We start from the raw sequence: 26,431 nt of genomic DNA on the forward strand, positions 1-26,431 counted from the left end.
GGATAAGAGGCCCGCGTCCTCTTCGGCGCTGCGCATGGAGCCGCGGCCCTCTGTTGCGAAACGGACCCGGCCGCATGGCCGAATCTCAAAAGCGCGGGCACGAGTCGTTTTAGTGTCAAAATAGCGCCTTTCCGCGCTCCGGGAACCGCCCGTGCGCGTTGTTTTCCCGCTTTTTCCAGTCACGAGTTCACCATGAGCGATATCAAGAAAGTCGTGCTCGCCTATTCGGGCGGCCTCGACACCTCCGTCATTTTGAAGTGGTTGCAGGACAATTACGACGCCGAAGTCGTCACGTTCACGGCCGACATTGGCCAAGGCGAGGAACTGGAGCCGGCGCGCAAAAAAGCCCTGCAGCTTGGCATCAAGCAGGAAAACACTTTTATCGAAGACCTGCGCGAAGAATTCGTGCGCGACTTCGTGTTCCCGATGTTCCGCGCTAACACCGTCTATGAAGGCGAGTATCTGCTGGGCACCTCGATCGCGCGTCCGCTGATCGCCAAGCGTCAGATCGAGATCGCGCGCGCCACCGGCGCGCAAGCGGTGTCGCACGGCGCAACCGGCAAGGGCAACGACCAGGTTCGCTTCGAACTCGGCTACTACGCATTGGAGCCGGGCATCAAGGTGATCGCACCGTGGCGCGAGTGGGATTTGCTGTCGCGCGAAAAGCTGCTCGCGTACGCGGAAAAAGCCGGCATTCCAATCGAAATGAAACACAAGCAAGGCGGCGCGCCATACTCGATGGACGCGAACCTGCTGCATATCTCGTTCGAAGGCCGTCACCTGGAAGACCCGAAGGCGGAAGCCGAAGCGGATATGTGGCGCTGGACCGTGTCGCCGGAACAGGCGCCGGACCAGGCTGAATACCTCGACATCGAGTACGAGCACGGCGATCCCGTCTCGATCAACGGCAAGCGTCTGTCGGCGGCGGAAATGCTGACTGAGCTCAACCGCCTGGGCGGCAAGCACGGTATCGGCCGTCTGGATCTGGTGGAGAACCGCTATGTGGGCATGAAGTCGCGCGGCTGCTATGAAACGCCGGGCGGCACGATCATGCTGAAGGCGCACCGCGGCATCGAATCGATCACGCTCGACCGTGAAGTCGCGCACCTGAAAGACGATCTGATGCCCCGCTACGCATCGCTGATTTACAACGGCTACTGGTGGAGCCCGGAGCGCCGTGCGCTCCAGGTATTGATCGACCACACGCAAGAGAAAGTCAACGGCTGGGTGCGCGTGAAGTTGTACAAGGGCAGCGTCTCGGTGGTCGCGCGGGATTCGAAGGAAACCTTGTTCGACAAGACCATCGCCACGTTCGACGACGACGGCGGCGCATACAACCAGGCGGATGCCGGCGGTTTCATCAAGCTCAACGCACTGCGTATGCGGATTGCGGAGAACGCTCGCCGTCAACGCGGCTGATAGCGCTTCGCAGTGAAGGCTGAACCTGCGGCAGGCTCGGTCAGCCGCCATAACGCGCGGCCCTGGCCAGGAAGCGCACGATAAAAGGCGCCCGGAGTTTTCTCCGTGCGCCTTTTTCCATTTCAAAGGTCTGTAACTTCCTCGAGCCGCGCATTCAGCAAGACCAACGCGCTCACAAACACACCGGCTCGGCCTCCAACTCCACGCCGAATCGCTCCGACACGTCGCGCCGGATCGCGCCAGCGAGCGCCAACACTTCCGCGCCGCTCGCCCCGCCGCGATTCACGAGCACCAGCGCCTGCCTCTCGTGCACGCCGGCCGCGCCCATCGCACGGCCCTTCCAGCCGCACCGGTCAATCAGCCAGCCTGCGGCGAGTTTCACCGTGCCGTCCGGCTGAGGGTAGGACACGACGTCCGGCTCATTGCGCTTTAACGCATCGAACTGCGCCGCGTCGACGACCGGATTCTTGAAGAAGCTCCCAGCGTTGCCGAGGTGCAGCGGATCGGGCAGCTTCGCGCGCCGCACGGCCACCACCGCGTCGAAGATGGCCTGCGCGGTCGCCGGCTTGCAGGCGTCACCGGCATAGCCGGCAGCGGCCAGCTCGCGCGCCAGATCGGCGTAACCGGCGCGCGGCTGCCAAAGCTTCGGCAACCTGAACGTCACTGCGGTGATCACGAACCGCTCACGCCCTTCGCGCTTGAAGAAACTGTCGCGATAGCCAAAGCGGCAAGCGTGCGCGTCCAGTTCGACGGCCTCGCCCGTGGCCAGCTCGACCGCGCGCAGCGACGCGAAGCGCTCGCCCATTTCCAGACCGTACGCGCCGATGTTCTGGATCGGCGCGGCGCCCACGGTGCCCGGAATCAGCGCGAGGTTTTCGAGGCCGGGCATCCCTTGCGACAACGTCCAGGCGACGAACTCGTGCCACGGTTCGCCGGCGGCCGCTTCGACGTACCAGGCGTCGTCGTCCTCGCGCAGCACGCGGCGGCCGCGCAGCGCCACGAGCAGCACCAGCCCGGCGAAATCGCCGGTCAGCACGACGTTGCTGCCGCCGCCCAACACGAGTCGCGGCAGCCCGGCCGCGCGCGCGTCGCGCACCGCGGCCATTAATTGCGCTTCGCGCTCGATCCGGCACGCGAACTGCGCACGCACATCGAAGCCGAAGGTGTTGTGCGCCTTGAGCGGATAGCTGGCAGTGAACGCGGCAAAATCGGATTGGGACATCGGAATCGGAACAATGAACCAGCGAATGAAAGATAAAGACCAGATCGCAACCGGGCCGCGCGACAATGCTGCGGGCTTGGGCAAAAGGAGGCGGCGTCGGTAAAATGACGTCCGGTCCGTGATTATAGCGAGTGGCCCCGTGCGTGGCCGACCGGCTGCGTCACGCAGCTCAGCACTATTGGGAGAATGCAATGCCATCGTTCGACGTCGTCTGCGAAGCGAACATGATCGAAGTGAAGAACGCGATCGAGCAGTCCAACAAGGAAATTTCCACGCGCTTCGACTTCAAAGGGTCGGACGCGCGCGTAGAACATAAGGAAAACGAAATCACCGCTTACGCCGACGACGATTTCAAGCTCGGCCAGGTGAAAGACGTGCTGCTGTCGAAGATGGCCAAGCGCAACGTGGATGTGCGCTTCCTCGACTACGGCAAGATCGAGAAGATCGGCGGCGACAAGGTCAAGCAGGTGATCAAGATCAAGAAGGGTGTTTCCGGCGACCTGTCGAAGAAAATCGTGCGCCTCGTGAAAGACAGCAAGATCAAGGTGCAGGCGAGCATTCAGGGCGACGCCGTGCGCATCACCGGCGGCAAGCGCGACGACCTGCAAAGCGTGATCGCGATGTTGCGCAAGGACGTGACCGATACGCCCCTCGACTTCAACAACTTCCGCGACTGACCCAAGGGGCGCTGTGTCGATGCGTGTTCTGGGAAACGGGTGGCGCCGTAACCGTAAAAGCACGCCGAGGGCCGCGCCAGTTTGCTAGTGACCCACCGGTTCGCGGTGCCCGCGCGCCCAGGACGAAGCGCCCGCTATCTGTCGGCGAGCCGCCCCAATGGCATCTGGTTCTCGCGAGGTGGTCCTGCGGCGCGCCACCCGCGCCGAATCTGCTATTGACGCGAGCAAACCGCATCCTCACGGCACCGCCTCGCCGATACACGGCACCCGGCGTCCGAAGACCCCAAAGCCTCGAGCGTCGAAAGCCTCAAGCTTCAAAAGCCCCAGATCGGAACGCTGTCAATTTCAGAGATCGTTCTGCGCCGCCGTACTGGCCGCCTTCTTCTTATCCCCTATCCGGCTTTCCTGCCCGTGCATCAGCTTGGCGATGTTGCCGCGATGACGCCACACCAGAAACGAACTCATCACGACGATCGCCAGCGCGATCACCCGCGGCCCGAACAGGAACGCATAGAAGAGCGGCGCGAATACTGCGGCGGCCAACGCTGCCAGCGACGAATAACGCGTAGAGAACGCGACGATCAGCCAGGTCAGCAGCGTCGCGACGCCGAGCGTCGGATTGATTGCGAGCAGCACGCCCGCCGCGGTCGCCACGCCCTTGCCGCCTCTGAAACGGAAAAACACCGGATACAGGTGACCGAGAAACACGGCAACCGACACGAGCGCCACCGACGTATCGTCGAGTCCGTAGCGTGCGCCGAAATGCACGGCCAACCATACTGGGAGCCAGCCCTTGAGGGCGTCGCCGATCAGCGTGAGAATCGCCGCCGTCTTGCTGCCGCTGCGCAGCACGTTGGTGGCCCCCGGATTGCCCGAGCCATACGAGCGCGGGTCGTCCAGGCCCATCGCAGCGCTCACGATCACGGCGAACGACACGGAACCGATCAGATAGGCAACGACAGCAGCGATCAGGTTTTGCATCTGGGACTCATATAAAAAACCGCGGTCTGAACTTCGACACCCCGACCGCAACGGGGAGCACAGCAGAACATGCAAGTCGAAACGAAGCGGCGCATATTCTACCGAACGCGGCCCCCCCGTAAGACATCCGCGCAAACGTCAATCGACGCTCGCGCACTCGACCGTCTGCGCGCGCAGCAGTTCGGTCAGCACCGTCGGCTCGATGCTGACGAGAAAACCGCGCCGGCCGCCATTCAGCCAGATCCGCTCCATCTCGAGGATGGTCGACTCGACATAGACGGGCATCGACTTGCGGGTGCCGAACGGCGACGTGCCGCCGATCAGATAGCCGGAATGCCGGCTCGCCACCTCGGGCTTGCATGGCTCGACGCGCTTCGCGCCGATCTGTCGCGCGAGGTTCTTGGTGCTGACGGTGCGGTCGCCGTGCATCAGCACGATCAGCGGCTTGGCGTGCTCGTCCTCCATGACCAGCGTCTTTACGACATGATGTTCGTCCACGCCGAGCTGGCGCGCCGACTCGCCAGTGCCGCCCTGCTCGACATAGTCGTAAGGATGCTCGCCGAAGGCGACGCCATGACGGCGCAGAAACTGTGTGGCGGGCGTTTCGGAGACGTGTCTGAGTTTGCTCATCGGCGCATTGTAATGGCCAGTTTGCGCAACGGCTATTCGCCGAACGGCCGATTGTGCGGGTCCGGCGGCTGTGGCACGATCGTTCGGAAATGCGGCGCACCGCGCGCCGCGCAAATCGTTTTCAGGAGACAGCGTTGAGCCCCGTTTCGTCCATCCGCTCCACCATCGACGTCCCTGCCCTGCTGGCCGCGCTGCCCGCGCGCATCGCGGACATTCCGGCGCTCGCCGCCGCGCGCGATCCACAGCACATTGCGTTGATCGAGGATGCGCGCCGACTGACCCGCGCGCAACTGCTGCAAGCCGTCGACGCCGTCACCGCGCTGTTTCGCGAATGGGGTGTGCGCGGCGGCGATCGTGTGATGATCGTCGCGGAGAACAGCATCGCGCAGATCGTGCTGCTGTTCGCGACCGCTCGGCTCGACGCGTGGGCGCTGGTGTCGAATGCGCGGCTGTCCGCCGCTGAACTCGACTCGATTCGCGCCCATGCGCAGCCCCGCGTGGTCGCCTACGCGGCGCAAAGCTCCGCCGATGCCCGGCGGCACGCCGAGCGCCATCGGGCAACGGACGCGCCGTCCTTCACCCCGGACATCGGCGCATGGTCGTACACGGTCGACAAGGCGGTCCAGGCCGAACCGGTCGAAGCCGCGAGCGACCGCCAGTGCGCGGCGCTGATCTATACCACCGGCACCACCGGCGCACCGAAAGGCGTGATGCTGTCGCATCGTAATCTGCTGTACATCGCGGCGGTCTCCAGCCGCCTGCGCAAGGTCGGGCCAGACGACGTGGTCTACGCGGTGCTGCCTATCTCGCACGTGTACGGCTTCGCGTCTGTTTGTCTGGGCAGCCTGCAAGCAGGCGCGTCCTTGCGGCTCGCGCCGCGCTTCGACCCAGAGGCCGTGCGCCGCGCGCTCGCCGACGAACGCGTCTCGATCTTCCAGGGCGTGCCGGCCATGCACGCCAAACTGCTCGAGCATCTGCGCGAGCATGGGCTCGCATGGTCCGCGCCACATCTTCGCTTCGCTTATTCGGGCGGCTCGCCGCTCGACGCCGCGCTCAAGGCGCAGGTCGAAGCCGTCTACGGTCTGCCGCTGCACAACGGCTATGGGATGACTGAGAGCAGCCCGACGGTTTCGCACACGATGCTCGACGCGCCGCGCAGCGACTGCTCCGTGGGCGAGGTCATTCCGGGCGTCGAAGTGAAGTTCGTCGGACTCGACGGCGTGGCTGCCGCGCAGGGCGAGATCGGCGAGTTATGGGTGCGCGGGCCGAACGTGATGCTCGGCTACTACCGCAACCCGCAGCAGACGCGCGCGGCCGTGACCGAAGACGGCTGGCTCAGGACCGGCGATCTTGCGCGGCAAGACCCGGACGGTGCGCTGCATATCGTCGGGCGCAGCAAGGAACTGATCATCCGCTCAGGGTTCAACGTCTATCCGGCCGAAGTCGAACAGGTGCTCAACGCGCATCCGCAGGTTGTGCAGTCGGCGGTGATCGGTCGTCCAGTCGAGGGCAACGAGGAAGTTGTCGCCTTCGTGGAATTGTCCGCGGGTGCGGACGTGACACCCGCTGAGTTGATCGCGTGGTGCGGCGAGCGTCTCGCGCCATACAAGCGGCCCGCCGAATTGAAGGTGCTCGCCGCGCTGCCGGCTGCGTCGACCGGCAAGATCCTCAAACATCGCTTGCGCGAGCTCGTCTGACTCCCCGTGCGTCACCCCCGGGGATGATGCGCCGCATGCAGCGACTTCAACCGTTCGCGGGCCACGTGCGTGTAGATCTGCGTGGTCGAGATATCGGTGTGGCCGAGCAGCAGCTGCACCACGCGCAGGTCGGCGCCGTGATTGAGCAGATGCGTGGCGAACGCGTGCCGCAGCGTATGCGGCGACAACGGCGCATGCACCCCGGCCGCCGCCGCGTGTCGCTTGACGATGTTCCAGAACTGCTGGCGCGTCATGCCTTCGGCGCGGCTCGTCACGAACAGCGCGTCTGCCGCGCGTGCGCCGAGCAGCGCCGGCCGGGCCTCGCGCAGATAGCGTTCGATCCACCCGTGCGCTTCTTCGCCGAACGGAATCAGGCGCTCTTTCGAGCCCTTGCCCATCACGCGCACCACGCCGTCGTTCAACCCCACTTCCACCGTCTTCAGCGTGACCAGTTCGGTGACGCGCAGACCGCTTGCGTACATCAACTCGAGCATCGTGCGATCGCGCAGACCGAGCGGCGTGCCGATGTCGGGCGCGCCGAGCAGCGCTTCGACCTGCGCTTCGCTCAGCGTCGACGGAAAACGCGGTGCTTGCCTGGCCGAGCGGATGCGCAACGTCGGGTCGACTGTCGCGCGATGCTCGCGAACCGCCCACGCGTAATAGCGGCGAAACACGGAAAGCCGCCGGTTTGCCGACGTCGATTTGTCCTTGTACCGCGCCGCACTGTATGCGTTCAGGTCCGCCTCGCTGGCGCTGTCGAGCGACGCGTTGCGTCTGGCCGCGAGCCATTCGCAGAAGAGCCGCAGATCGCGGCGGTACGCGTCGAGCGTGTTGCGCGATAGGCCGTGTTCGAGCCACAGCGCGTCGCAAAACGCGTCGATCGACGCATGGCTCGTCACGAGTTCGGGTGAGGAAGACGACGCGACGCTCGCGCCTTCAGCAGTGATATCGCTCATGTGTAGGGAATGCCTTCATGCGCCAGCAGCCAGCGCTTGACGTTGCGGTAGAAGCCCTCTTCGGCGTGATGCGCGAACCCGCCGATACCGCTGGAACTCACCACCCGGTGACACGGAATTACGATTGGAAAGTCATTGGCGCCGCAAGCCTGGCCCACCGCGCGCGGCACGCTGCCCAACTGCCTGGCCAACTGCCCGTAGGTCATCACGACGCCGGGCGCAATGTCGCAGAGCGCCTGCCACACGCGTCGCTGGAACGGGGTGCCGAGCGGCGCCAGCGGCAAGTCGAACCGCGCGGATGCGCAGTCGAAATAACGCTCGATCTGCTCGACCGCCTGCTGAGCCAGCGGCGTGTTGGGCGCGACGCTTTGCACCGAGCCCGGCAGATAGACGATCTCGCGCACGGCCGCGCCAGCGACTCGAATGCCGACCTTGCCGAACGGCGCATCGATCACTGCGTTGAACATGATTGCCTGCTCCTCATTGATGCGGCGTTCCGGCTTGCAAGCTGGCGGACTTGCGCGCGACGCTGGTGTCGCAGACCAAACGCACCGCCCACACGCCTCGTGCAAACCACTTTCGACAATCGCAGCTCGCCGGTCTGCCGCTACTCTACGCCGCTTCCAACGCCCATTGCACATGCTCGCGCACCACGGCGGACGGGTCGTCGACGCGCTGGCGCAACGCGCGCACGATCGCCTCGCGAGCGTCGGCACTCAAGCTGCCGGGCGGGGTGCGAAGCGCATTGCCCATCCCCACCGCGAGATTGCGCAGCCAGCTCTCATAGCCGATGCGGCGAATCGCACTGCCTTGCATGCGCGTGTCGAACTCGTGCGCGCTCCACGCAAACAACTCGACCAGCGACGCGCGATCGAGCCCATGCCGCACATCGAAATCGGCGACCGGCGCGGCCTGCGCGAACTTGTTCCACGGACAAACAAGCTGGCAATCGTCGCAGCCATACACACGATTGCCGATCAACGGCCGCATTTCCAGCGGAATACTGCCCTTCAGCTCGATCGTGAGGTAGGAGATGCACAGTCGCGCATCGACCTTGTAAGGCGCGACGATCGCGCCGGTCGGACACGCGCCGATGCAGCGCGTACAACTGCCGCAATGTGAGCCCGGCGTTTCGGGTGCCACCTCGGGCACGGTTTCGGCATCGGTCGGCAGCGGCACGTCGACATAGATTTCCCCGAGGAAAAAGAGCGACCCCGCATCGCGTTGCAGCAGCAGCGTGTGCTTGCCGCGCCAGCCGATGCCCGCCTTCTGCGCCAGTTCGACTTCCAGCACGGGCGCGGAATCCGTGAACACGCGATGGCCGAAAGGACCGATCTCGGCTTCGATCTTCTCGGCGAGATGTTGCAAACGGTTACGCATCACCTTGTGATAGTCGCGGCCGCGCGCATAGATCGACACGACCGCCGCGGACGGGTCCGCCAGCCGCGCCTGCTCCGCTGTACGCCAGTCACGCGCGAGCGGGCCGTTGCCGGTCGTGCTTTCGGCGGCGGCACCGTGCAGTGTCTGGGACGGCAAATAGGCGATGCGCGCGGTGATCACGCGTAGCGTGCCGGCCACAAGCTCGGCCGGCCGTGCGCGTTTCATCCCGTGTTTCGCCATATAATCCATCTCGCCGTGGCACCCCGCTTCGAGCCACGCTGCAAGCGGCGCTTCGGCCGTGGAAAGATCGGTGTCGCTAATGCCGATCGCGCCGAAACCCAGTTCACGGCCCCAGCTTTTGATGTTCAGCGCGAGCGCATCGAGCGCCGCTTCATCGAAACGACGCGCGGCACCCGCGGCGTCGACAGACGCGGGCGTGCTGGAAACAGGGGACTCCGGACTTCGGTTCATCACGCCATTTTACGAGAATGCCTGTCAATCCCGATCACGCGATTCAACCGCCCGCCACCGCCCTGCTCGAACGCTACTTCGTGCTCGCGGACGAGGCCGCCACGCTCGCGTTCGGCGAGCGCTTCGCGAAGGCGATCGAAAGCCTGCGCGCGGCAATCGCAGGCAGCGGCGTCGCGTTCCACGGACTGCAGGTACAGCTCGTCGGCGACCTCGGGGCGGGCAAGACCACGCTCGTGCGCGCCACTTTGCGCGGCCTCGGCCATACCGGCCGCGTGCGCAGTCCCACTTACACGCTGGTCGAACCTTATGTGCTCGAGCGGCCCGCAGGGGAACTCGCGCTCTATCACTTCGATCTGTACAGATTCACCGATCCGGCCGAATGGGCCGACGCGGGCTTTCGCGAATATTTCGACAGGGGCGCGATCTGCCTCGTCGAATGGCCGCAACGCGCGGGGCGTCTGCTAGGCGTGCCGGATCTCGTCTTCTCGCTCGACCTGGACAGCGAGAGCAACGGCCGCGTACTCGTCGCACGGGCATACAGCGAATCAGGAAAGGCATGTCTCGAAAGATGTTGATCAAACCGTTCCGCTCGATCGAATCGGCGGCCACCGCAACGCATAACTGGCGGCGCCGGCAGATTCTGCGGGCGGGCGCATCCACGCTCGTGCTGGGTCTCGTCGCCCCGCGTCTGGCCATGGCCAGCTCGGTGCTCGGCGTGCGGGTGTGGCCGGCGCGCGACTACACGCGCGTGACCATCGAATCGGACCAGCCGTTGCAGAACGCCCAGCAACTGTTGCAGGGACCGGACCGGCTGGTGGTCGATCTGAGCGGGCTCGATCTCGATCAGGCGCTCAAGGATCTCGTCTCGAAGATCACGCCGAACGATCCGCAGATTTCATCGGTACGGGTTGGGCAATATCAGCCGCACGTGGTGCGCATGGTGTTCGACCTGAAGGGTTCGGTGAAACCGCAGGTGTTCACGCTGCCGCCGGTGGGCGCCTACAAGTACCGGCTGGTGTTCGACCTCTATCCGGCAGTCGCACCCGATCCGCTGATGGATCTGCTCGCACAAACCGAGCGCAAGCAGCAAACGCTGGACGAAGAAAACGGCGTGCCGCCCGCTACGCTGAGCGGGCCGGGCACGACGCCGCCGATCGCCGACAACAGCGAAGCGTTCTTCGAACGCTATGCGCAAAACGGCGGCGGCAACGACGTTGCGCCGCGTGCGCCGGCGCATGGCGCGCCCGCGCCCGGCGCGCCCATCATCGCCGGCAAACCGGTGGCGCCGGGCGCGCCCTTCGCGCCGCTCGCGCCGCCCACCGCGCTTGCACGCAACAAAGGTAGCAGCGGCAACACCGCGCGCAATCCGGACAGCGGCGACGCAGGCGGCGACGACACGTACGCGTTCAGCACGCCCAAGTCGAGCAAGAGCAACACGGTGCGCCTGTTGACCGTCGCGATCGATCCGGGCCATGGCGGCGAAGATCCGGGCGCGATCGGCGGCTCAGGCACTTACGAAAAGCATGTCGCGCTCGACATAGCGAAGAAGCTGCGCGCGAAGATCGACGCCCAGCCGAACATGCGCTCGATGATGACGCGCGACGCCGACTTCTTCGTGCCGCTGAACGTGCGCGTGCAGAAGGCCCGCCGCGTCGGCGCGGACCTGTTCGTGTCGATCCACGCCGACGCGTTCACCACGCCGGAGGCCAAAGGTTCGTCGGTGTTCGCGTTGTCGGAGCACGGCGCGTCGAGCGCCGCGGCACGCTGGATGGCGAACAAGGAAAATGCGTCGGATGAGATTGGCGGCATCAACGTCAAGTCCGCCGACGCCACCGTGAACCGCGCGCTGTTCGACATGTCGACCACCGCGCAGATTCGTGACTCGATGCGTTACGGCAACTTCGTGCTCAAGGAAATCGGCGGGATCAACAAGCTGCACAAGGGCGCAGTAGAACAAGCCGGTTTCGCCGTGCTCAAAGCGCCGGATATTCCGTCGATCCTCGTGGAGACCGCCTTCATCAGCAATCCGGACGAGGAGCGCCGTCTAAACGACGACGCATATCGCGACAAGATGGCCGACGCGATCATGAACGGCATCAAACGCTACTTCGCGGCCAATCCGCCGCTGGCGAAAAACCGCATGACATGATGCTTCGGCGCGCACGCTGCAGCAACGCAATAAACAAACGGCCGCTCGATGCGGCCGTTTGTTCGTGCAGCGCGTGCACCGGGGCCGGCGTTCAGCGCGCCGGCATCAGCCGCTGCACGACCCAGCCGCCGCCGAACACGTTCACCGCAAGCCCTGCCATCACCAGCAACGCGCCGGCAATTTCCACCGCGTTCAGCTGCTCATCGAGAAAAAGCCATGCCGACGCCAGCCCGACGATCGGCACCAGCAGCGAAAAGGGCGCGACCTGGCTCGCCGGATGGCGCGACAGCAGACGGCTCCACAAGCCATAGCCGAGCAGCGTTGCGATGAACGCCAGATACACGACCGCGAAGATCGACACGACACTGATGCCCGAGAGCGCGGCAACGATGCGCTGCGGCCCTTCGAACAGACACGACGCGGCAAGGAACGGCAGAGGCGGGATCAGACTGCCCCACACCACCAGCCCGACCAGATCGACGTTGCCGACTTTCTTGGTGACGATATTGCCGAGCGCCCACATGCATGCCGCGCACAGCGTGAGCGCAAAACCCGCGACGGTCATCGCGCCCCCGCCTTGCAGGCCGATCACCGCGAGTCCGCCCGCCGCGATCAGCAAACCCCCGATGTTGCGCAAGCGAAAGCGCTCATGCAGAAACAGCGCCGCGAACATCAGCGTGAAAAATGCCTGCGCCTGCAGCACCAGCGAAGCGAGCCCCGCCGGCATGCCGACGTACATCGCCGAGAATAGAAAGGCGAACTGACCGAAGGAGATCGTCGCGCCGTACGCGAACAGCCAGCGCCACGACAAGTTCGGGCGCTTGACGAAGAACACCGCCGGCACCGCGGCGAGCGTGAAGCGCAATGCGCCGAGCAGCATCGGCGGCACGCCATGCAGACCCACCTTGATCACGACGAAATTGACGCCCCACGCGAGGACCACCACAAGTGCGAGCAGCAAATCCTTGGGTGACATCCCGTTCTCCATCTGGTTATCCGATGCGGCAGTTTACCGGAGCCGGCCGCCCCGCGGGATCGCGCGTGCGGCGCGCGCTCAGGGCGCCGGTGGGCGGCGAGCCGTCGACATCACGCGCTGCGCAGTAGAATCGTTCAGTGTCGAGAATCTTCCCTCACCCTTCCAGCCGAGCCGCCCATGACTTCCTCGATCAAAGCAGTCCTCAAACCGCATCTGCGCGACGTCGGCAGCCTGAGCGTGCGGCGCGTGCTGCCCGCCATGGCCGCGCGCCTGATCGGCCCGTTCATCTTCTTCGATCACATGGGTCCCGCCACCCTCGAACCGGGCGTCGGGCTCGACGTGCGGCCGCATCCGCACATCGGCCTTGCCACCGTGACGTATCTCTTCGAAGGCGCGATCATGCATCGCGACAGCCTCGGTTCGGAGCAGAAGATCGTCCCCGGCGACGTCAACTGGATGACGGCCGGACGCGGCATCGTCCACTCCGAGCGCACGCCCGCCGAAGACCGCGCGAGCGGCCATACCATCCACGGCATCCAGACGTGGGTCGCGCTGCCGCTCGAAGACGAGGAGATCGAGCCGTCGTTCGCGCATCACGCGGCCAACACGCTGCCGGTCGTCGAGCGCAACGGCGTCACGCTGCGGGTGATCGCGGGCACGGCGTTCGGCGCGGTGTCGCCGGTCACGACCTTTTCCGGCACGCTGTACGTCGCCGCCGACTTCGCGCCGGGTAGCGCGTTCGCGCTCGAACCGGAACACGAGGAACGCGGCGTTTATCTGGTCGACGGCGATCTGGAGATCGACGGCGCACCGCTCGAGCTGGGCCAGATGGCGGTGCTCGCGCTCGACGAGACAGTCACGCTCGCGAGTACGCACGGCGCGCGCGTGATGCTGCTCGGCGGCGAAAAGCTGGACGGCGAACGTTTTATCGAGTGGAATTTCGTCGCGAGTTCGCGGGAAAGAATCGAGGCGGCGAAACTCGCGTGGACCCGTCAGGAGATGGGTACGGTGCCGGGCGAAACCGAATGGATTCCGCTGCCGGAACGCAAATAGGCACAAGCGATGCGCAATGCCCGGCAAACGGGCGGGAACGGCGCCGATTGAGCACCAGCACGCGCGCCGCATTGAATTCGCGCGGTTCACCCCCACCTCATGACAAACCGTTTTATCGACGAGGAAGCAATGGACACCACTCTGGCCACTTTTGAACAGGACGTCATCGCGGCGTCGACGCTGGCCCCCGTGCTGGTCGATTTCTGGGCGCCCTGGTGCGGCCCCTGCAAGAGCCTCGGCCCGATGCTGGAAAAGCTGGAAGCCGAAGCGGGCGGCAAATGGAAGCTGGTGAAGGTCAACGTGGACGAGAATCAGGAACTGGCCGCGCACTTCCAGGTGCGCAGCATTCCGCACGTCGTGGCGTTTGCCGACGGCCGGCCGGTCGATCAGTTCATCGGCGTGTTGCCTGAGGGACAGTTGCGCGAGTTCATCGACCGCCTGCTGCCGCAAGGCGCTGACGCGGCGCGGCTCGACGCACAGACTGCGCTCGCCGAAGGCCGCCGCGACGATGCGTACGAAGCGCTGGAAGCCGCGCTCGCCTTCGACCCGGGCTTCGACGAAGCACGCATGGACCGCATCGAAATGCTGCTCGAAGACCACCGCATCGACGAAGCGCGCAATGAGGTCGACCTGCTGTCGCCGAAAACGACGCAAGGCATCGATGCGCGCTTCAACGCGATCAAGACGCGCCTCGACGCAGTGGACGCTGCCGCGGACCTGCCGCCCACAGATGCGCTCGAAGCCAAAGTCGCCGCCGCGCCGGACGACCTGGAAGCGCGCTTCGATTTGGCGAGCGCGTTCATCGCGCGTCGCAAATATGCGCAGGCGCTCGAACATCTGCTGGCGATCGTGCAGCGCGACCGGTCGTTCCGTGAGGACATCGGCCGCAAGACGATGTTGTCGGTGTTCGACCTGGCCGCGCATCAGCCCGAACTCGTGTCGCAGTGGCGGCGCAAGCTGAGCGCGTCGCTGTTCTGATTCCGGGCGCATTCAGGCCGCTCGGGGCCAGTCAGATCGATGCGGCGGCCGCCGCGCCTGAAGAAGAAGCACTGCGGGAAGCACTGCGCCGGGCAGTGCGCAACGGCGCCGCGCAGTCTTCGCGCTGTGCCGCAGGTAGAAGCGCCGCACGGTGCCGGCGGCGCTCAGCGTTTCAAGCCACCGCCTGCTTCGCCAACGCCCGCAACACATGCGCGGCCGCCGCAAAACCGAAGCTCGCGGTCACACACACGCTCGAACCAAACCCCGCGCAGTTCAAACCGACCGGTCCCGTGTGGCCCGGCGACGTGCTCACGTGTTCGGCTTGCTCGTCGATATCGCATACGGCGGCTTCCGGGTAGATCAGCGGCTCATCCGAGTACACCGCGCTCACCTTGAACCTGGCCTTCGGCCCGCGCGGAAAACCATGTTGCTTGCGCAACTGGCCGCGTACCTTCGACAGCAACGGGTCCTGAATGGTCAACGCGAGATCGTCGATGCGAATGCGCGTCGGGTCGAGCTGCCCGCCCGCGCCGCCCACGGTGATCAACGGCTGTTTGCGCTCGACGCACCATGCGATCAGCGCGGTCTTGGTGCGCACGCTGTCGATCGCGTCGACGACGTAATCGAAACCGTTGCCAAGGGTGGCCGCAAAATTCTCTGGCTCGACGAAATCTTCGACTAGCCGCACATCGCAGTGCGGATTGATCGCCGCGATGCGCTCGGCCATCGCTTCGACCTTTGGTTTCCCGTAGTTGCCGTCCAGCGCATGGATCTGCCGGTTCGTGTTGCTCTCGGCGACGTTGTCGAGATCGATCAGCGTGAGCGTGCCGAGCGCGCTGCGCGCGAGCGCCTCGGCCACCCAGGACCCCACCCCGCCGATGCCGATCACCGCGACGTGCGCAGCTTCGAACGCAGCGAGTGCAGGCGCGCCGTACAGGCGCGCGATGCCACCGAAGCGCCGCGCGCGGTCGACGGTTTCGCTCCCGTCGAGGCTGGTAGTAAGATCGGATTGCGCGGTCGTGCTGGACATGGTGGCAGGGCTCGGTAAGAACAGGCAAAAACTGGCAAGAAAGGCAACAAGCGGGCAAGACCGAAAGCGTCACCGCCGGCGCGAACATGGCGGTTCAAACGGAATCAGCCCGTATTTTGCCTGAACGCGCCGGGGCTCATGCCGCTGCATCACGCAGCCGAAACGGCGCGCCGCCTTGCGCGGGTCGCGCGCAAAAAACCGGCTCCTTAGCTATACTTGCCTGACTGTAGCGTTTGCATAAGAAGATGACTTCACTCGCGGAACTTCGAAAAAATTATTCGCTGGGTTCTTTGGACATCGCCGATGTCGACCGCGATCCGATTCGTCAATTCGGCAAGTGGTTTCAACAGGCGGTCGACGCCAAACTGCCCGAACCGAATACCATGACGCTCGCCACCGTCGACTCGCGCGGCCGGCCGTCCGCGCGCATCGTGCTGATCAAGGGCATCGACGAGCGCGGCTTCGTGTTCTTCACCAATTACGAAAGCCGCAAGGGCCGCGAGCTTGCCGCCAATCCTTACGCAAGCCTGTTGTTTTACTGGATAGAGCTGGAGCGCCAGGTGCGCGTGGAAGGCCGCGTCGTCAAAACCAGCGCTGCGGAAAGCGATGCGTATTTCGCTTCGCGCCCGCTCGGTTCGCGCATCGGCGCATGGGCATCAAATCAGAGTCAGGTGATTGAAAGCCGCTCGCAGCTCGAAACGCGCGAACGGGAATTCAACCTGCAGTACGGCGACCAGCCGCCGCGCCCCCCGCACTGGGGCGGATATCGTTTGGTGCCCGAAGCGATCGAATTCTGGCAGGGCAGGCCCTCGCGCCTGCACGACCGTCTGCTCTACACTCGCGCAAGCGAAACCGGCGACTGGCACATCTCCCGCCTGTCGCCCTGAATCGGAATCTAGCGCCAGCAGCGCGCCGCCAACGCAGCAGTGCGCGCCGGCCTGATCGTGTCTTGCGGCATGGGAGTTGCGCCGCGCCGAGCCACGATCGACACGAGCTTTGCTTTAATTCAACGGACACGGAGAGATCACATGTTCTGGGAGAAGAAGCTGGCCCAGTGGGTCGAAGAGGTCAAAACCAGGGCTAACCTGCCTGCACGCCTCGTGCTATGGGATGGCCAGCAACATGACTTCGGACAGTTCGCCGCCCCGCAGGTCACCCTGCATGTCAAAAGCGCCACGGCACTGCCCTATCTGCTCGAACCGAGCCTCGACAATCTCGGCGAGGCCTACGTGAAAGGCAAGATCGACATCGAGGGCAAGCTGTCGGACATCATCAATATCGGCTATCAACTGGCGCGCAGCACCGTCACCAGTGCGAGCAAGCTGGCGCGCGTGCGGCGCTACTTCAATCATTCGAAGGCGTCGGACAAGAAGGCGATCCAGTACCACTACGACGTGTCGAACGAGTTCTACAAGCTGTGGCTCGACGAGAACATGGTCTATTCGTGTGCGTACTTCGAGAACGGCAATGAAGATCTCGCCACCGCACAACTCAAGAAGATCGACCACATCCTCACCAAGATCCAGTTGCAGCCGGGGCAGCATCTGCTCGACATCGGTTGCGGTTGGGGCGCGCTCGTGCTGCGCGCGGCGCAGAAATTCGGTGCGCGATGCGTCGGCGTGACGCTGTCGCAGAACCAGTTCGAGCTCGCCACTTCGCGCGTGAAAGCGGCGGGTCTCGAAGGACAGATCGAAATTCGCCTGCAGGACTATCGCGAGATCACGGGGCAATTCGATCGCATCACCAGCGTCGGCATGTTCGAGCACGTCGGCCGCAAGAATCTGCCCGGCTACTTCCAGAAAATGCGCGAGCTACTGGCCGACGACGGCATCGCGATGAATCACGGCATCACGTCGAGCGACTCGGACAGCGGCGAGACCGCGCTCGGCGGCGGTGAATTCATCGACCGCTATGTATTCCCGGATGGCGAGCTGCCGCACATCAGCCTCGCGCTCGAGGCGATGCAGCGCGGCGGGCTCGAAGCGGTTGACGTGGAAAGCCTGCGCCGTCACTATGCGCACACGCTGAATCTGTGGGCCGAAAATTTCGAGGCGCACGCGGACGAAGCCCGCAAGCTGGTCGACGACGAAAAATTCCGCATCTGGCGGGTGTACCTCGCCGGCTGCGCGTACGCGTTCGAAACCGACGACGTGTCGATCTACCAGGTGGTGTGCCGCAAAGCCGGCCGCAGCGCGAAAACCTTGCCGTGGTCGCGCCGCTACATGTACGAAAAGCCGCTGTGAGGCCGGTTGCGTCGCGGCGCCGTGCATGATGTGCGGACGGGCGCGGCGCAATCCTGTTTCGACGATCAGGCCGAATAGTGATGGACCAGTGCAGGACAAGCGAAGTCGAACAGCCGGAAAGCGGCATGAATGACGGCGATGACGCCAGCGGTAAAGCCGCGCAGTTCGACCTGTTCGGGATGCCGGCGGAACCGGCACCTTCGCACGCTCATGACGCACAACCGCGCCGCGCGGCGCCTGTCGATGCGCCCCGCCCTGCCGTGCAAGCGCCTGTCGCAGCGGCAACAACCGGCACCGCGCCGCGATCCGGGCGGCGAAGCCCCTCGCGCGGCCAGTCCCACGAGGCCACGCTCTGGCACGACGAAGACCCACCGGAGCGCACCGCGCCGGAATCTGCCGCGAGCGCGGCCCCTGCCACCGCCGATACCCCACGAAAACGCCGCGCACGCGAAATCCTCGCCGCGCCGCCATCGCCCGAATGGCTCGCGCTCGCGGCAAAGCTGCCGCCGCAAATCCACCTCGGCACGTCCACCTGGTCTTTTCCGGGCTGGAACGGCATCGTCTATGGCGACGATTACAGCGACAGCAAGCTCTCGCGCGACGGTCTCACGGCTTACGGTGCGCATCCGCTGCTCAGGACGGTCAGCATCGACCGGTCGTTCTATCAGGCGCTGTCAGTCACCGACTACCTGCGCTACGCGCAACAGGTCCCCGAGCATTTCCGCTTCATCGTCAAGGCGCCGATGACGGTCACCGAGGCCACCGTGCGCGCCGAACACGGCGAACCGGTCTCGCTGAACCCGTGTTTCCTGAGCGCGCAAATCGCCATCGACGAATTCGTCACGCCCTGCGTCGAAGGGCTCGGCGCCAAAGCCGGCGCGCTCGTGTTCCAGCTTTCGCCGCTGCCTGATCAGATGCTCGCGCAGCCGGCGGTGTTCATCGAACGCCTCGCCGAGTTCCTGACGGCCTTGCCGAAGCTGCCCGACGGCACCTGTTACGCGATCGAAATCCGCGATGCGAGTCTGCTCACGCCGCGCTTCATCCGCATGCTCAAAGCGTCGGGCGTGCGCTATTGCGTGGGCATTCACGCGCGGATGCCGGACCCGCTGCGCCAGGCCGCCGCGCTGGCGCTGCTGGACGGCGAGCCGGCCGGACCGCTCATCGTGCGATGGAGTCTGCACGGCGGCTTCAAATACGAGCAGGCAAAGGCCAGGTACGAGCCGTTCAACCAGTTGATCGACCAGGACCCGGCGACTCGCGCGTCGCTCGCCGAGCTGGCCGTGCGCTATGCGCTGGCCGGTCAGCCGGTGGTGATCGCGATCAACAACAAGGCGGAAGGGTCGGCGCCGTTGAGCTGCGTGGAACTGGCGCGCGAGATTGTCGAAGCGTATGCGCGCCAAGCGCAGGAACGCGAACCTGAGAACGAAGGGCCGTCTCAGCACGAGCGGGAACCACAGCCAGGCGATGACGGTGAGCCCGGCGACGAACGCGGTTTCCAGGTCGGGTAGGCTCGTGCGGCACGGCGGCAGATCGGGGCACGCTCGCTTGCGCTTGCGCTCGTACTTGCGCGACCTACGTCGATTGCCTGCGCCGCGCACGCGACCAACGCAGACTGCGAAGCGCTCGATCGCGCGTGACCAGTGGTGCCGCGCCCCGAGCACAGCGGCGCGCAGCTAGTCGCCCGCTGGCCCGGCCTCACCTCGCCTTGATTCTGTGCGCGAACTTCTGGCGAAACTTCGCCACTTTCGGCGCCACCACGAACGAGCAATATCCTTGATTCGGATGCTGCGCAAAATAGTTCTGGTGATACGCCTCGGCAGGCCAGTAGTTGTTGTCGAGCGGCAGCACCTGGGTGACGATCCGCCCGTCGTAGATCCCTTGCTCGCCGATCTCGCGGATCGCCTGCAGCGCCGTCTCGCGCTGCGCATCGGAATGCGTGAAGATGACCGACCGGTACTGCGTGCCGACGTCGTTGCCCTGCCGGTTGAGCTGCGTCGGATCGTGAATCGCGAAGAAAATGTCGAGAATCTCGCGATAGCTGATCTTCGCCGGATCGAAGTCGAGTTTCACCACTTCGGCGTGACCGGTCTCGCCGTCGCACACCTGCTCGTAGGTGGGATGACGGGCGTGGCCGCCCGCATAGCCCGACTCCACTGCGTTCACGCCTTCAACGTCCAGATACACCGCTTCGAGGCACCAGAAACATCCGCCGCCAAGCGTGGCGACTTCGCCTGTCTGACTCATGCTGCTCGCTCCTTCCTTCATACTGATGGTCGGCCTGTGCCGTCTGTCTATCGGCACCGCGCTGATGCCGCGAACGGGAGGCTTACCAGCTTAGCGCGTTTTACGCTGACTGGCTGATGTCGCGGCCAATGCGCCGCGATTGCAGTTAAAATTGGGACAAATCGACGATTTTCACTATGACTTTCGAATCATTTGTTTCCGACCACGCGCGCTATGGGTTCAGTCCGGCGGTCCCGCTAATGCGAGGAGACGCCTTCCAATGAAGCGCGCCAGCCCGCCCAATTTCGACCAGAGCGCCTTTAAACAGGCGCTCAGCCAGTTCGCCACCGGCGTCACCGTCATCACGACGCGAGCAGAGTCGGGCGAACTGATCGGCATCACGGCCAGTTCGTTCAACTCGGTGTCGCTCGATCCGCCGCTGGTGCTATGGAGTCTCGCCACCCGCTCGGCGTCGATGCGGGTGTTCCAGGCCAACAGCCACTATGTCGTCAATGTGCTGGCCGCCTCGCAACTCGATCTCTGCAAACGCTTTGCGACCGTGAAGGGCGACCGCTTCGAAGGGGTCTCGCACGCGCAAGGCGATACCGGCATGCCGGTGCTCGACGGCGCGCTCGCCTGGTTCGAATGCCATAACCGCAGCCGCTATCAGGAAGGCGATCACGTGATTTTCGTCGGCGAAGTGGAGCGCTGCGGCGTGCATGACAAAGCGGCGGATCTGGTGCCGCTGGTGTTTCAGAACGGGCGGTTCCACGGGCTCAAGCCGCTGTGAACTTACGGCCGCGCTTGCGCGCCGCGAGCCCCGGCCTCTAGCGGTCGTTATGCGCCGCGCCGTGCCCGGTCTTCTTCACGAGCGACACCGGCACGCCCGAATCCTCCTTCAGCGTCTGCAGCACGATATTCGAGCGAATATCCATCACGCCCGGCGCCTTATACAGGCGCTGCAGCACGAAATCCGAATAGTGCTTGAGGTTGTGCGCGAGAACCCGCAGCAGATAGTGGGTCTCGCCCGTCACGACGAACGCGCCGACCACCTCCGGCCAGTCGCGCACCGCCTCGGCGAAACGCTCGTGCCAGTTCTCCTGGTCGTTGCGCATCGACACCTGGACGAATGCCTCCAGTTCGAAGCCCAGCACTTCGCGGTTCAGACACGCGCGGTAATGTTCAATCACACCTTGCTCTTCCAGCAGACGCAAGCGTCGCAGGCAAGCCGACGGCGACAGCGAGATGCGCTCCGCCAGATCGAGATTGCTGATTCGTCCTTCCTGCTGGAGCACCGCCAGGATACGGCAATCGGTGGCGTCGAGCGAGATCGCGCTCATATTCGGTCTCCCTTTCCTGTTTGGCTCAAATTATGTTCCAAGACAGCGCTTAGAAGGTGATTTTTTCGCAATCACATTTTTCGCCATGCCGCCTATCATTTCCGCATAGCGACCATTCATCGACAGGGACATGCAAACACTTTGGGACATCACGCCGGCCGTCAATACGGCGACGCCCGTGTGGCCGGGCGACACGCCGGTCGGGATCGAGCCGATGTGGCGCATCGATGCGGGCTCGCCGGTCAACGTCGCGCGGCTGACCCTGTCCCCGCACACCGGCGCGCACGCCGATGCCCCGTTGCACTACGACGCCGACGGCGCGGCGATCGGCGAAGTGCCGCTCGACGCCTATCTGGGGCGCTGCCGGGTGATTCATGCCATCGGCGCGTCGCCTGTTGTGACGCCACAACACCTGGCCGGCTCGCTCGACGACCTGCCGCCGCGCGTCTTACTGCGCACTTACAAAAACGCGCCGACGACCGCCTGGGACAGCGCGTTCTGCGCGGTCGCGCCTGACACGATCGACCTGCTCGCGTCCCGAGGTGTGCAACTGATCGGTATCGACACGCCGTCGCTCGACCCGCAGGAGTCCAGGACGATGGACGCGCACCGCCGCATTCGCGCGCACCGGATGGCGATTCTCGAAGGCATCGTGCTGGATGCCGTCGCCGCGGGCGACTACGAGTTGATCGCGCTTCCGCTGAAGCTGACCACGCTCGACGCGAGTCCGGTGCGCGCGGTGTTGCGCGCACTGCCAGAAACGTGACACGCGCTGAGCCCGCCGAACCCGGCCGCTGCGCTGAACCCCACTGATCCAACCGACGGAACCACCATGAATCATCGTGACGAAGCACTGGCGCTCGACCGCGCCGATCCCATCGCCGCGCTGCGCGACCAGTTCGCGTTGTCGTCGACCACCATCTATCTCGACGGCAATTCGCTCGGCGTGCCGCCGGCCGCCGCCGCGCAACGCGCGCAGACGGTGATCGCGGCCGAATGGGGCGAAGGGCTGATCCGTAGCTGGAACAATGCCGGCTGGTTTGCGCTGCCGCGCCGTCTCGGCAACAAGCTCGCGCCGTTGATCGGCGCGGACCAGGACGAAGTGGTCGTCACCGATACGATCTCCATCAACCTGTTCAAGCTGCTGTCCGCCGCGGTGCGCGTCGCGCAGGCGCGCGATCCGAAGCGTCGCGTGATCGTCTCCGAGCGTTCGAATTTCCCGAGCGATCTGTACATCGCGCAAGGGCTGATCGAGCAGCTCGACCGCGGCTATGAATTGCGCCTCGTGGACGATCCGTCCGAGCTGCCCGAGGCGATCGGCGACGACACCGCCATCGCGATGATCACGCACGTGAACTACCGCACCGGCTACATGCACGACATGGCCGCGCTGACGAAGCTGATCCATGACAAAGGCGCGCTCGCGCTGTGGGATCTCGCCCATTCGGCGGGCGCGGTGCCGGTCGATCTGAACGCCGTCGGCGCGGACTACGCGGTCGGCTGCACGTATAAGTATCTGAATGGCGGGCCGGGCTCGCCCGCGTTCGTGTGGGTGGCCAAGCGCCACCAGAACGAATTCGCGCAGCCGCTCTCCGGCTGGTGGGGTCATCGCGCGCCGTTCACGATGGACCCGGCGTATCGGCCGGATGACGGTATTGGCCGCTTCCTGTGCGGCACGCAGCCGATGGTGTCGATGGCGCTCGTCGAATGCGGGCTCGACGTATTCCTGCAAACCGACATGCAGGCGATCCGCAAGAAGTCGCTGGCGCTGACCGATCTGTTCATCGAACTGGTCGAGGCGCGTTGCAACGAGTTTCCGCTCAAGCTCGTGACGCCGCGTGCACACAGGCAGCGTGGCTCGCATGCGAGCTTCGAACATCCGCATGGCTACGAAGTGATGCAAGCGCTGATCGCGCGCGGCGTGATCGGCGATTACCGTGAGCCGCATGTGTTGCGCTTTGGTTTTACGCCGCTCTACACGCGCTTTGTCGATGTATGGGACGCCGTCGAAGCCTTGCGCGAAGTGCTCACGCAAGAGACCTGGCGGGCACCGGAATTCGCCGCTCGCGGCGCCGTGACCTGAGGAGCGCGCAATGACCGATCACATGCAAACACCGGGTTTGCCGGAAGAACCCGTCACACAGGGCTGTCCGTTCGGACATGGGCGCGGGGAGGCTGCGGTTGCCCAAGCTGCCATTGCCGCGGACGGCGGTTGGCATGACGCGCAGCTCGACTTCGCCGAATCGATGAGCTACGGCGATTATCTGTCGCTCGGCACGGTGCTGGCTGCGCAGCACCCATTGTCGCCGGATCACAACGAGATGCTATTCATCATCCAGCATCAGACGAGCGAGCTATGGATGAAGCTCGCGCTGTATGAACTGCGCGCCGCGTTGAAGGCGGTGCATCGCGACGAACTGCCGCCGGCCTTCAAAATGCTCGCGCGCGTGTCGCGAATTATGGAGCAGCTCGTCCAGGCGTGGAGCGTTCTCGCGACGATGACGCCGTCCGAATACACCGCGATGCGGCCTTATCTCGGCAGTTCGTCGGGCTTCCAGTCGTACCAGTATCGGCAGATCGAGTTTCTGCTCGGCAACAAGAACGAGCAGATGCTCAAGCCGCACGCGCATCGCGCAGAGGTCTACGCCGACGTGAAGGCCGCGCTCGAAGCGCCTTCGTTCTACGACGAAGTCGTGCGCTTGCTGTCGCGCCGCGGCTTTGCGATTGCACCTTCGAGGCTCGAGCGCGACTGGACTCAGCCCACGACTCACGACGCGTCGGTCGAGGCCGCCTGGCTCGAGGTGTACCGCAATCCGTCGCAGCATTGGGAGCTGTACGAGATGGCCGAAGAACTGGTCGACCTCGAAGACGCGTTTCGCCAATGGCGTTTCAGGCATGTGACCACCGTCGAGCGGATCATCGGCTTCAAGCAGGGCACCGGCGGCACGAGTGGCGCGACGTATCTGCGCAAGATGCTGGACGTGGTGCTGTTTCCCGAGCTTTGGCATGTGAGAACGCTGTTGTAGCAAGCGTAGCGCGCCTTTGCCGGGCCACATTCAGCGCCGACTATCCGCCGTCGATCGAGCGGCCGGAAAAATCAAAGGTCGTATTCACGACGATTGCAATCGATGCATGATCGGTTTGAGCGCCGGATAGAGATCCGTATAAACGCTAAAGCGCTGCTCGTATAAAGCCATCCGCTGCGCGTCGGGCTGCGCGCGTTCGATCAACGTCGCCCAACCGGCCTCGGCCGCTTCACGCGTGATCAGTCCGACACCGAGCGCCCCGAGCAGCGCCGCGCCCATCGCGGCTTCCACTTCCTGTTCGATCGTATAGACCGGGTAGCCGGTGACGTCCGCGATGATCTGCATCCACAAATCCGAATGCGCGGCCCCGCCCACCACGATCAGCTTGTCGTCGAGCGATTGCGCGCCTTTGCGGCCGGCCTCGATGTTGTGCTTCAGCGCGAACGTCACGCCCTCCAGCACCGCGCGGTACAGATGCGCGCGCGTGTGAAACAGACTTAGGCCGACGAACGCCCCGCTCGCCTGCGCATCCCAGACCGGGCTGCGCTCGCCCATCAGGTACGGCAGGAACATCACGCCGTCCGAACCGGCCGGCACGTGCGCGGCGCTCTCTTCGAGCAGGCGATGCGGATCGCCGTGCGGCAGCGCGCGCGCGGCCTGGATCTCCGCGTGACAGAACTGCTCGCGAAACCAGGTGACCGACGCGCCCGCCGTGATCGCGCCGCCGAACACGTAGATATCGTGCAGGCCGTTGAATACGTGAGGCATGCTGACCAATCCATGCCGCGCGTCGACGCTCTGGTTGATATAGCCCCAGCACATGCTGGTGCCGATCATCGCGACATGCTGCCCGCCGCGCGTGACGCCGGCGGCGAACGTCGCCACGGCCGCATCCACGCCGCCCGCGACGACCGCCGTCCCGGCGTCCAGCCCGAGCTGCGCAGTCCACTGCGATAACAGCCCGCCGACCACCTCGGACGATTCGACGAGCCGCTCCGGCATCATCGTCGCGGGAATGCCGAGCATGTCGAGCGCTTCATCCGACCAGTCGCGCTTCGCGATGTCGTAAATGCCGCCGATGTTGCCGGCCGAACTGTGATCGACCGCGACCTCGCCGGTCAGCATGTAGATCACGTAGGCGTTCGGCGGCAGGAAGTAGCGCGTGCGCGCCCATATGTCCGGCTCATGCTCGCGCAGCCACAGCATCTTCGTGTAGCCGTAATAGCTGTCGAGGCCGTTGCCGGTGATCGCCTGGAGTCGTTCGAGGTCGACGTTGCCGCGCACCCATTCGACTTGCGCGGTCGCGCGGCGGTCCATCCAGATCAGGCACGGCGCGAGCGGCCGCATGTCGTTATCGACGGGTATGCCGGAGCCGCCGTACAGACTGCTCACGCACAGCGCCTTGATCGACTCCGCCGCAATGCCCGCCTGCTTCGCTTCGCTTACGCACGCCGCGACGCATTCCACCACCGCCTTCAGCCACACCGCCGGCCATTGCTCGGCCCACAGCGGCCTGGGCGTATCCGGCTGATAGCTCGACGCATGCTGCGCGACGATCGCGCCCTTCTGATCGACCAGCAGCGCTTTCGTGCTCTGCGTGCCGATATCGACGCCGATGACGTAGTTCATACTGTCTCCGTTCGTGGGCCGCGTGTGACGCCGATACGCAGGTTTCACGTTCCAGGCTCACGCATGCGGCTTCATCAACACCTTGATCGAATCGAGGGAATCGGCAAGCTTTATTGCATTGTCCTGCAAAGGAGAAGTGGGCGGAGAGAATTACTTTCTGCGCTCGCGGCCGCTGTAGATCGCGAGCAGAATGACTGCGCCCTTGATCACGTTCTGCCTATACGGATTCACGCCGACCATGTTCAGGCCGTTGTTCAGCACGCCGGGCAGCAGCGCGCCGATCAACGTGCCGATGACCGAGCCGCGCCCGCCCGGGTTCGGAGTGCGCGGCCCAGCCGGAGCGCACCGGTG

The 26,431-nt window shown here is 64.7% G+C and carries 25 protein-coding genes and 1 pseudogene; 14 read left to right on the forward strand and 12 right to left on the reverse strand.

Annotated elements, in window-relative coordinates; translation table 11 throughout:
- Positions 1-192: 192 nt before the first annotated feature.
- Positions 193-1,419 (forward strand): argininosuccinate synthase, encoded by a 1,227-nt coding sequence (locus tag ABQJ48_RS10930; RefSeq protein WP_367837948.1) that lies wholly within the window; start codon positions 193-195, stop codon positions 1,417-1,419.
- A 172-nt stretch (positions 1,420-1,591) separates the two neighbouring features.
- Here ABQJ48_RS10930 and murB read toward each other — a convergent pair whose 3' ends face one another.
- Complete coding sequence (gene murB / locus ABQJ48_RS10935) at positions 1,592-2,641, reverse strand: UDP-N-acetylmuramate dehydrogenase (RefSeq protein WP_367837949.1); 1,050 nt, start codon at positions 2,639-2,641, stop codon at positions 1,592-1,594.
- 191 nt (positions 2,642-2,832) lie between these two features.
- Here murB and ABQJ48_RS10940 point away from each other — a divergent pair, with 191 nt between their 5' ends.
- On the forward strand, positions 2,833-3,318 hold the full coding sequence (locus ABQJ48_RS10940) for a YajQ family cyclic di-GMP-binding protein (protein WP_007180572.1): 486 nt from the start codon (positions 2,833-2,835) through the stop codon (positions 3,316-3,318).
- A gap of 345 nt (positions 3,319-3,663) precedes the next feature.
- On the opposite strand, the gene plsY is transcribed toward ABQJ48_RS10940, so the two are convergent.
- A complete protein-coding gene (gene plsY, locus ABQJ48_RS10945; protein ID WP_367837951.1) occupies positions 3,664-4,299 on the reverse strand; it encodes a glycerol-3-phosphate 1-O-acyltransferase PlsY in 636 nt (211 codons plus the stop codon).
- 138 nt (positions 4,300-4,437) lie between these two features.
- Positions 4,438-4,929: a Cys-tRNA(Pro) deacylase gene (ybaK, locus tag ABQJ48_RS10950; protein WP_367837953.1), complete on the reverse strand. Its 492-nt coding sequence runs from the start codon at positions 4,927-4,929 to the stop codon at positions 4,438-4,440.
- Between the two features lie 134 nt (positions 4,930-5,063).
- Between ybaK and ABQJ48_RS10955 the strand changes: the two genes are divergently transcribed.
- On the forward strand, positions 5,064-6,626 hold the full coding sequence (locus tag ABQJ48_RS10955; RefSeq protein WP_367837955.1) for a class I adenylate-forming enzyme family protein: 1,563 nt from the start codon (positions 5,064-5,066) through the stop codon (positions 6,624-6,626).
- Between the two features lie 11 nt (positions 6,627-6,637).
- Here the strand turns inward: ABQJ48_RS10955 and xerD are convergent, their stop codons facing one another.
- From xerD to queG, 3 genes are all read right to left on the reverse strand, one after another.
- Entirely contained in the window at positions 6,638-7,582 is a 945-nt protein-coding gene (xerD, locus tag ABQJ48_RS10960) for a site-specific tyrosine recombinase XerD (protein ID WP_367837956.1), read from the reverse strand.
- On the reverse strand, positions 7,579-8,049 hold the full coding sequence (locus tag ABQJ48_RS10965; RefSeq protein WP_367837958.1) for a methylated-DNA--[protein]-cysteine S-methyltransferase: 471 nt from the start codon (positions 8,047-8,049) through the stop codon (positions 7,579-7,581). Before ABQJ48_RS10965 ends, xerD begins: the two co-directional genes overlap by 4 nt.
- A 145-nt stretch (positions 8,050-8,194) precedes the next feature.
- A complete protein-coding gene (queG, locus tag ABQJ48_RS10970) occupies positions 8,195-9,433 on the reverse strand; it encodes a tRNA epoxyqueuosine(34) reductase QueG (protein ID WP_367837960.1) in 1,239 nt (412 codons plus the stop codon).
- Between the two features lie 17 nt (positions 9,434-9,450).
- Between queG and tsaE the strand changes: the two genes are divergently transcribed.
- Complete coding sequence (gene tsaE / locus ABQJ48_RS10975; protein WP_367837962.1) at positions 9,451-10,008, forward strand: tRNA (adenosine(37)-N6)-threonylcarbamoyltransferase complex ATPase subunit type 1 TsaE; 558 nt, start codon at positions 9,451-9,453, stop codon at positions 10,006-10,008.
- The gene (locus ABQJ48_RS10980; RefSeq protein ID WP_367837963.1) at positions 9,990-11,582 is read left to right on the forward strand and encodes an N-acetylmuramoyl-L-alanine amidase; all 1,593 of its coding nucleotides are present in this window, start codon (positions 9,990-9,992) and stop codon (positions 11,580-11,582) included. The genes tsaE and ABQJ48_RS10980 overlap by 19 nt, the downstream gene beginning before the upstream one ends.
- Before the next feature lie 91 nt (positions 11,583-11,673).
- Here the strand turns inward: ABQJ48_RS10980 and ABQJ48_RS10985 are convergent, their stop codons facing one another.
- Positions 11,674-12,558 carry an EamA family transporter gene (locus ABQJ48_RS10985; RefSeq protein WP_367837965.1) on the reverse strand — a complete coding sequence of 295 codons (885 nt, stop codon included), beginning with the start codon at positions 12,556-12,558 and terminating at the stop codon, positions 11,674-11,676.
- 177 nt (positions 12,559-12,735) lie between these two features.
- On the opposite strand from ABQJ48_RS10985, the gene ABQJ48_RS10990 reads away from it, so the two are divergent.
- A complete protein-coding gene (locus tag ABQJ48_RS10990; protein ID WP_367837966.1) occupies positions 12,736-13,611 on the forward strand; it encodes a pirin family protein in 876 nt (291 codons plus the stop codon).
- A 129-nt stretch (positions 13,612-13,740) separates the two neighbouring features.
- Positions 13,741-14,589, forward strand: a complete 849-nt coding sequence (gene trxA / locus ABQJ48_RS10995; protein WP_367837968.1) for a thioredoxin — start codon at positions 13,741-13,743, stop codon at positions 14,587-14,589.
- Positions 14,590-14,761: 172 nt separating this feature from the next.
- Here trxA and tcdA read toward each other — a convergent pair whose 3' ends face one another.
- Positions 14,762-15,619: a tRNA cyclic N6-threonylcarbamoyladenosine(37) synthase TcdA gene (tcdA, locus tag ABQJ48_RS11000; protein WP_367837970.1), complete on the reverse strand. Its 858-nt coding sequence runs from the start codon at positions 15,617-15,619 to the stop codon at positions 14,762-14,764.
- A gap of 245 nt (positions 15,620-15,864) precedes the next feature.
- On the opposite strand from tcdA, the gene pdxH reads away from it, so the two are divergent.
- The 3 genes from pdxH to ABQJ48_RS11015 all read left to right on the forward strand — a co-directional run bounded on the left by pdxH (position 15,865) and on the right by ABQJ48_RS11015 (position 19,370).
- The gene (pdxH, locus tag ABQJ48_RS11005; RefSeq protein ID WP_367837972.1) at positions 15,865-16,506 is read left to right on the forward strand and encodes a pyridoxamine 5'-phosphate oxidase; all 642 of its coding nucleotides are present in this window, start codon (positions 15,865-15,867) and stop codon (positions 16,504-16,506) included.
- A gap of 141 nt (positions 16,507-16,647) precedes the next feature.
- The gene (locus ABQJ48_RS11010; protein WP_367837974.1) at positions 16,648-17,862 is read left to right on the forward strand and encodes a class I SAM-dependent methyltransferase; all 1,215 of its coding nucleotides are present in this window, start codon (positions 16,648-16,650) and stop codon (positions 17,860-17,862) included.
- Between the two features lie 80 nt (positions 17,863-17,942).
- Positions 17,943-19,370, forward strand: coding sequence for a DUF72 domain-containing protein (locus ABQJ48_RS11015; protein WP_367837975.1), 1,428 nt, complete (start codon positions 17,943-17,945; stop codon positions 19,368-19,370).
- 187 nt (positions 19,371-19,557) lie between these two features.
- Here the strand turns inward: ABQJ48_RS11015 and msrA are convergent, their stop codons facing one another.
- Positions 19,558-20,106: a peptide-methionine (S)-S-oxide reductase MsrA gene (gene msrA / locus ABQJ48_RS11020; RefSeq protein WP_367837977.1), complete on the reverse strand. Its 549-nt coding sequence runs from the start codon at positions 20,104-20,106 to the stop codon at positions 19,558-19,560.
- 259 nt (positions 20,107-20,365) lie between these two features.
- Here msrA and ABQJ48_RS11025 point away from each other — a divergent pair, with 259 nt between their 5' ends.
- Positions 20,366-20,875 (forward strand): flavin reductase family protein, encoded by a 510-nt coding sequence (locus ABQJ48_RS11025; RefSeq protein ID WP_367837979.1) that lies wholly within the window; start codon positions 20,366-20,368, stop codon positions 20,873-20,875.
- Between the two features lie 37 nt (positions 20,876-20,912).
- Here ABQJ48_RS11025 and ABQJ48_RS11030 read toward each other — a convergent pair whose 3' ends face one another.
- The gene (locus ABQJ48_RS11030; RefSeq protein ID WP_367837981.1) at positions 20,913-21,425 is read right to left on the reverse strand and encodes an Lrp/AsnC family transcriptional regulator; all 513 of its coding nucleotides are present in this window, start codon (positions 21,423-21,425) and stop codon (positions 20,913-20,915) included.
- A 130-nt stretch (positions 21,426-21,555) separates the two neighbouring features.
- Between ABQJ48_RS11030 and kynB the strand changes: the two genes are divergently transcribed.
- The 3 genes from kynB to kynA all read left to right on the forward strand — a co-directional run bounded on the left by kynB (position 21,556) and on the right by kynA (position 24,451).
- Positions 21,556-22,191 (forward strand): arylformamidase, encoded by a 636-nt coding sequence (gene kynB, locus ABQJ48_RS11035; RefSeq protein WP_367837983.1) that lies wholly within the window; start codon positions 21,556-21,558, stop codon positions 22,189-22,191.
- A gap of 66 nt (positions 22,192-22,257) precedes the next feature.
- Positions 22,258-23,508 (forward strand): kynureninase, encoded by a 1,251-nt coding sequence (gene kynU, locus ABQJ48_RS11040; protein ID WP_367837985.1) that lies wholly within the window; start codon positions 22,258-22,260, stop codon positions 23,506-23,508.
- Between the two features lie 10 nt (positions 23,509-23,518).
- Complete coding sequence (gene kynA, locus ABQJ48_RS11045; RefSeq protein ID WP_367837987.1) at positions 23,519-24,451, forward strand: tryptophan 2,3-dioxygenase; 933 nt, start codon at positions 23,519-23,521, stop codon at positions 24,449-24,451.
- A gap of 84 nt (positions 24,452-24,535) precedes the next feature.
- Here the strand turns inward: kynA and ABQJ48_RS11050 are convergent, their stop codons facing one another.
- Together ABQJ48_RS11050 and ABQJ48_RS11055 are read right to left on the reverse strand one after the other, a co-directional pair.
- The gene (locus tag ABQJ48_RS11050; protein ID WP_367837989.1) at positions 24,536-26,080 is read right to left on the reverse strand and encodes an FGGY-family carbohydrate kinase; all 1,545 of its coding nucleotides are present in this window, start codon (positions 26,078-26,080) and stop codon (positions 24,536-24,538) included.
- A 150-nt stretch (positions 26,081-26,230) separates the two neighbouring features.
- Positions 26,231-26,392, reverse strand: a pseudogene (locus ABQJ48_RS11055) (ABC transporter permease); the annotation flags it as partial.
- Positions 26,393-26,431 lie beyond the last annotated feature (39 nt).

It is taken from the genome of Paraburkholderia suaedae (assembly GCF_040812055.1).
GTDB lineage: Bacteria > Pseudomonadota > Gammaproteobacteria > Burkholderiales > Burkholderiaceae > Paraburkholderia.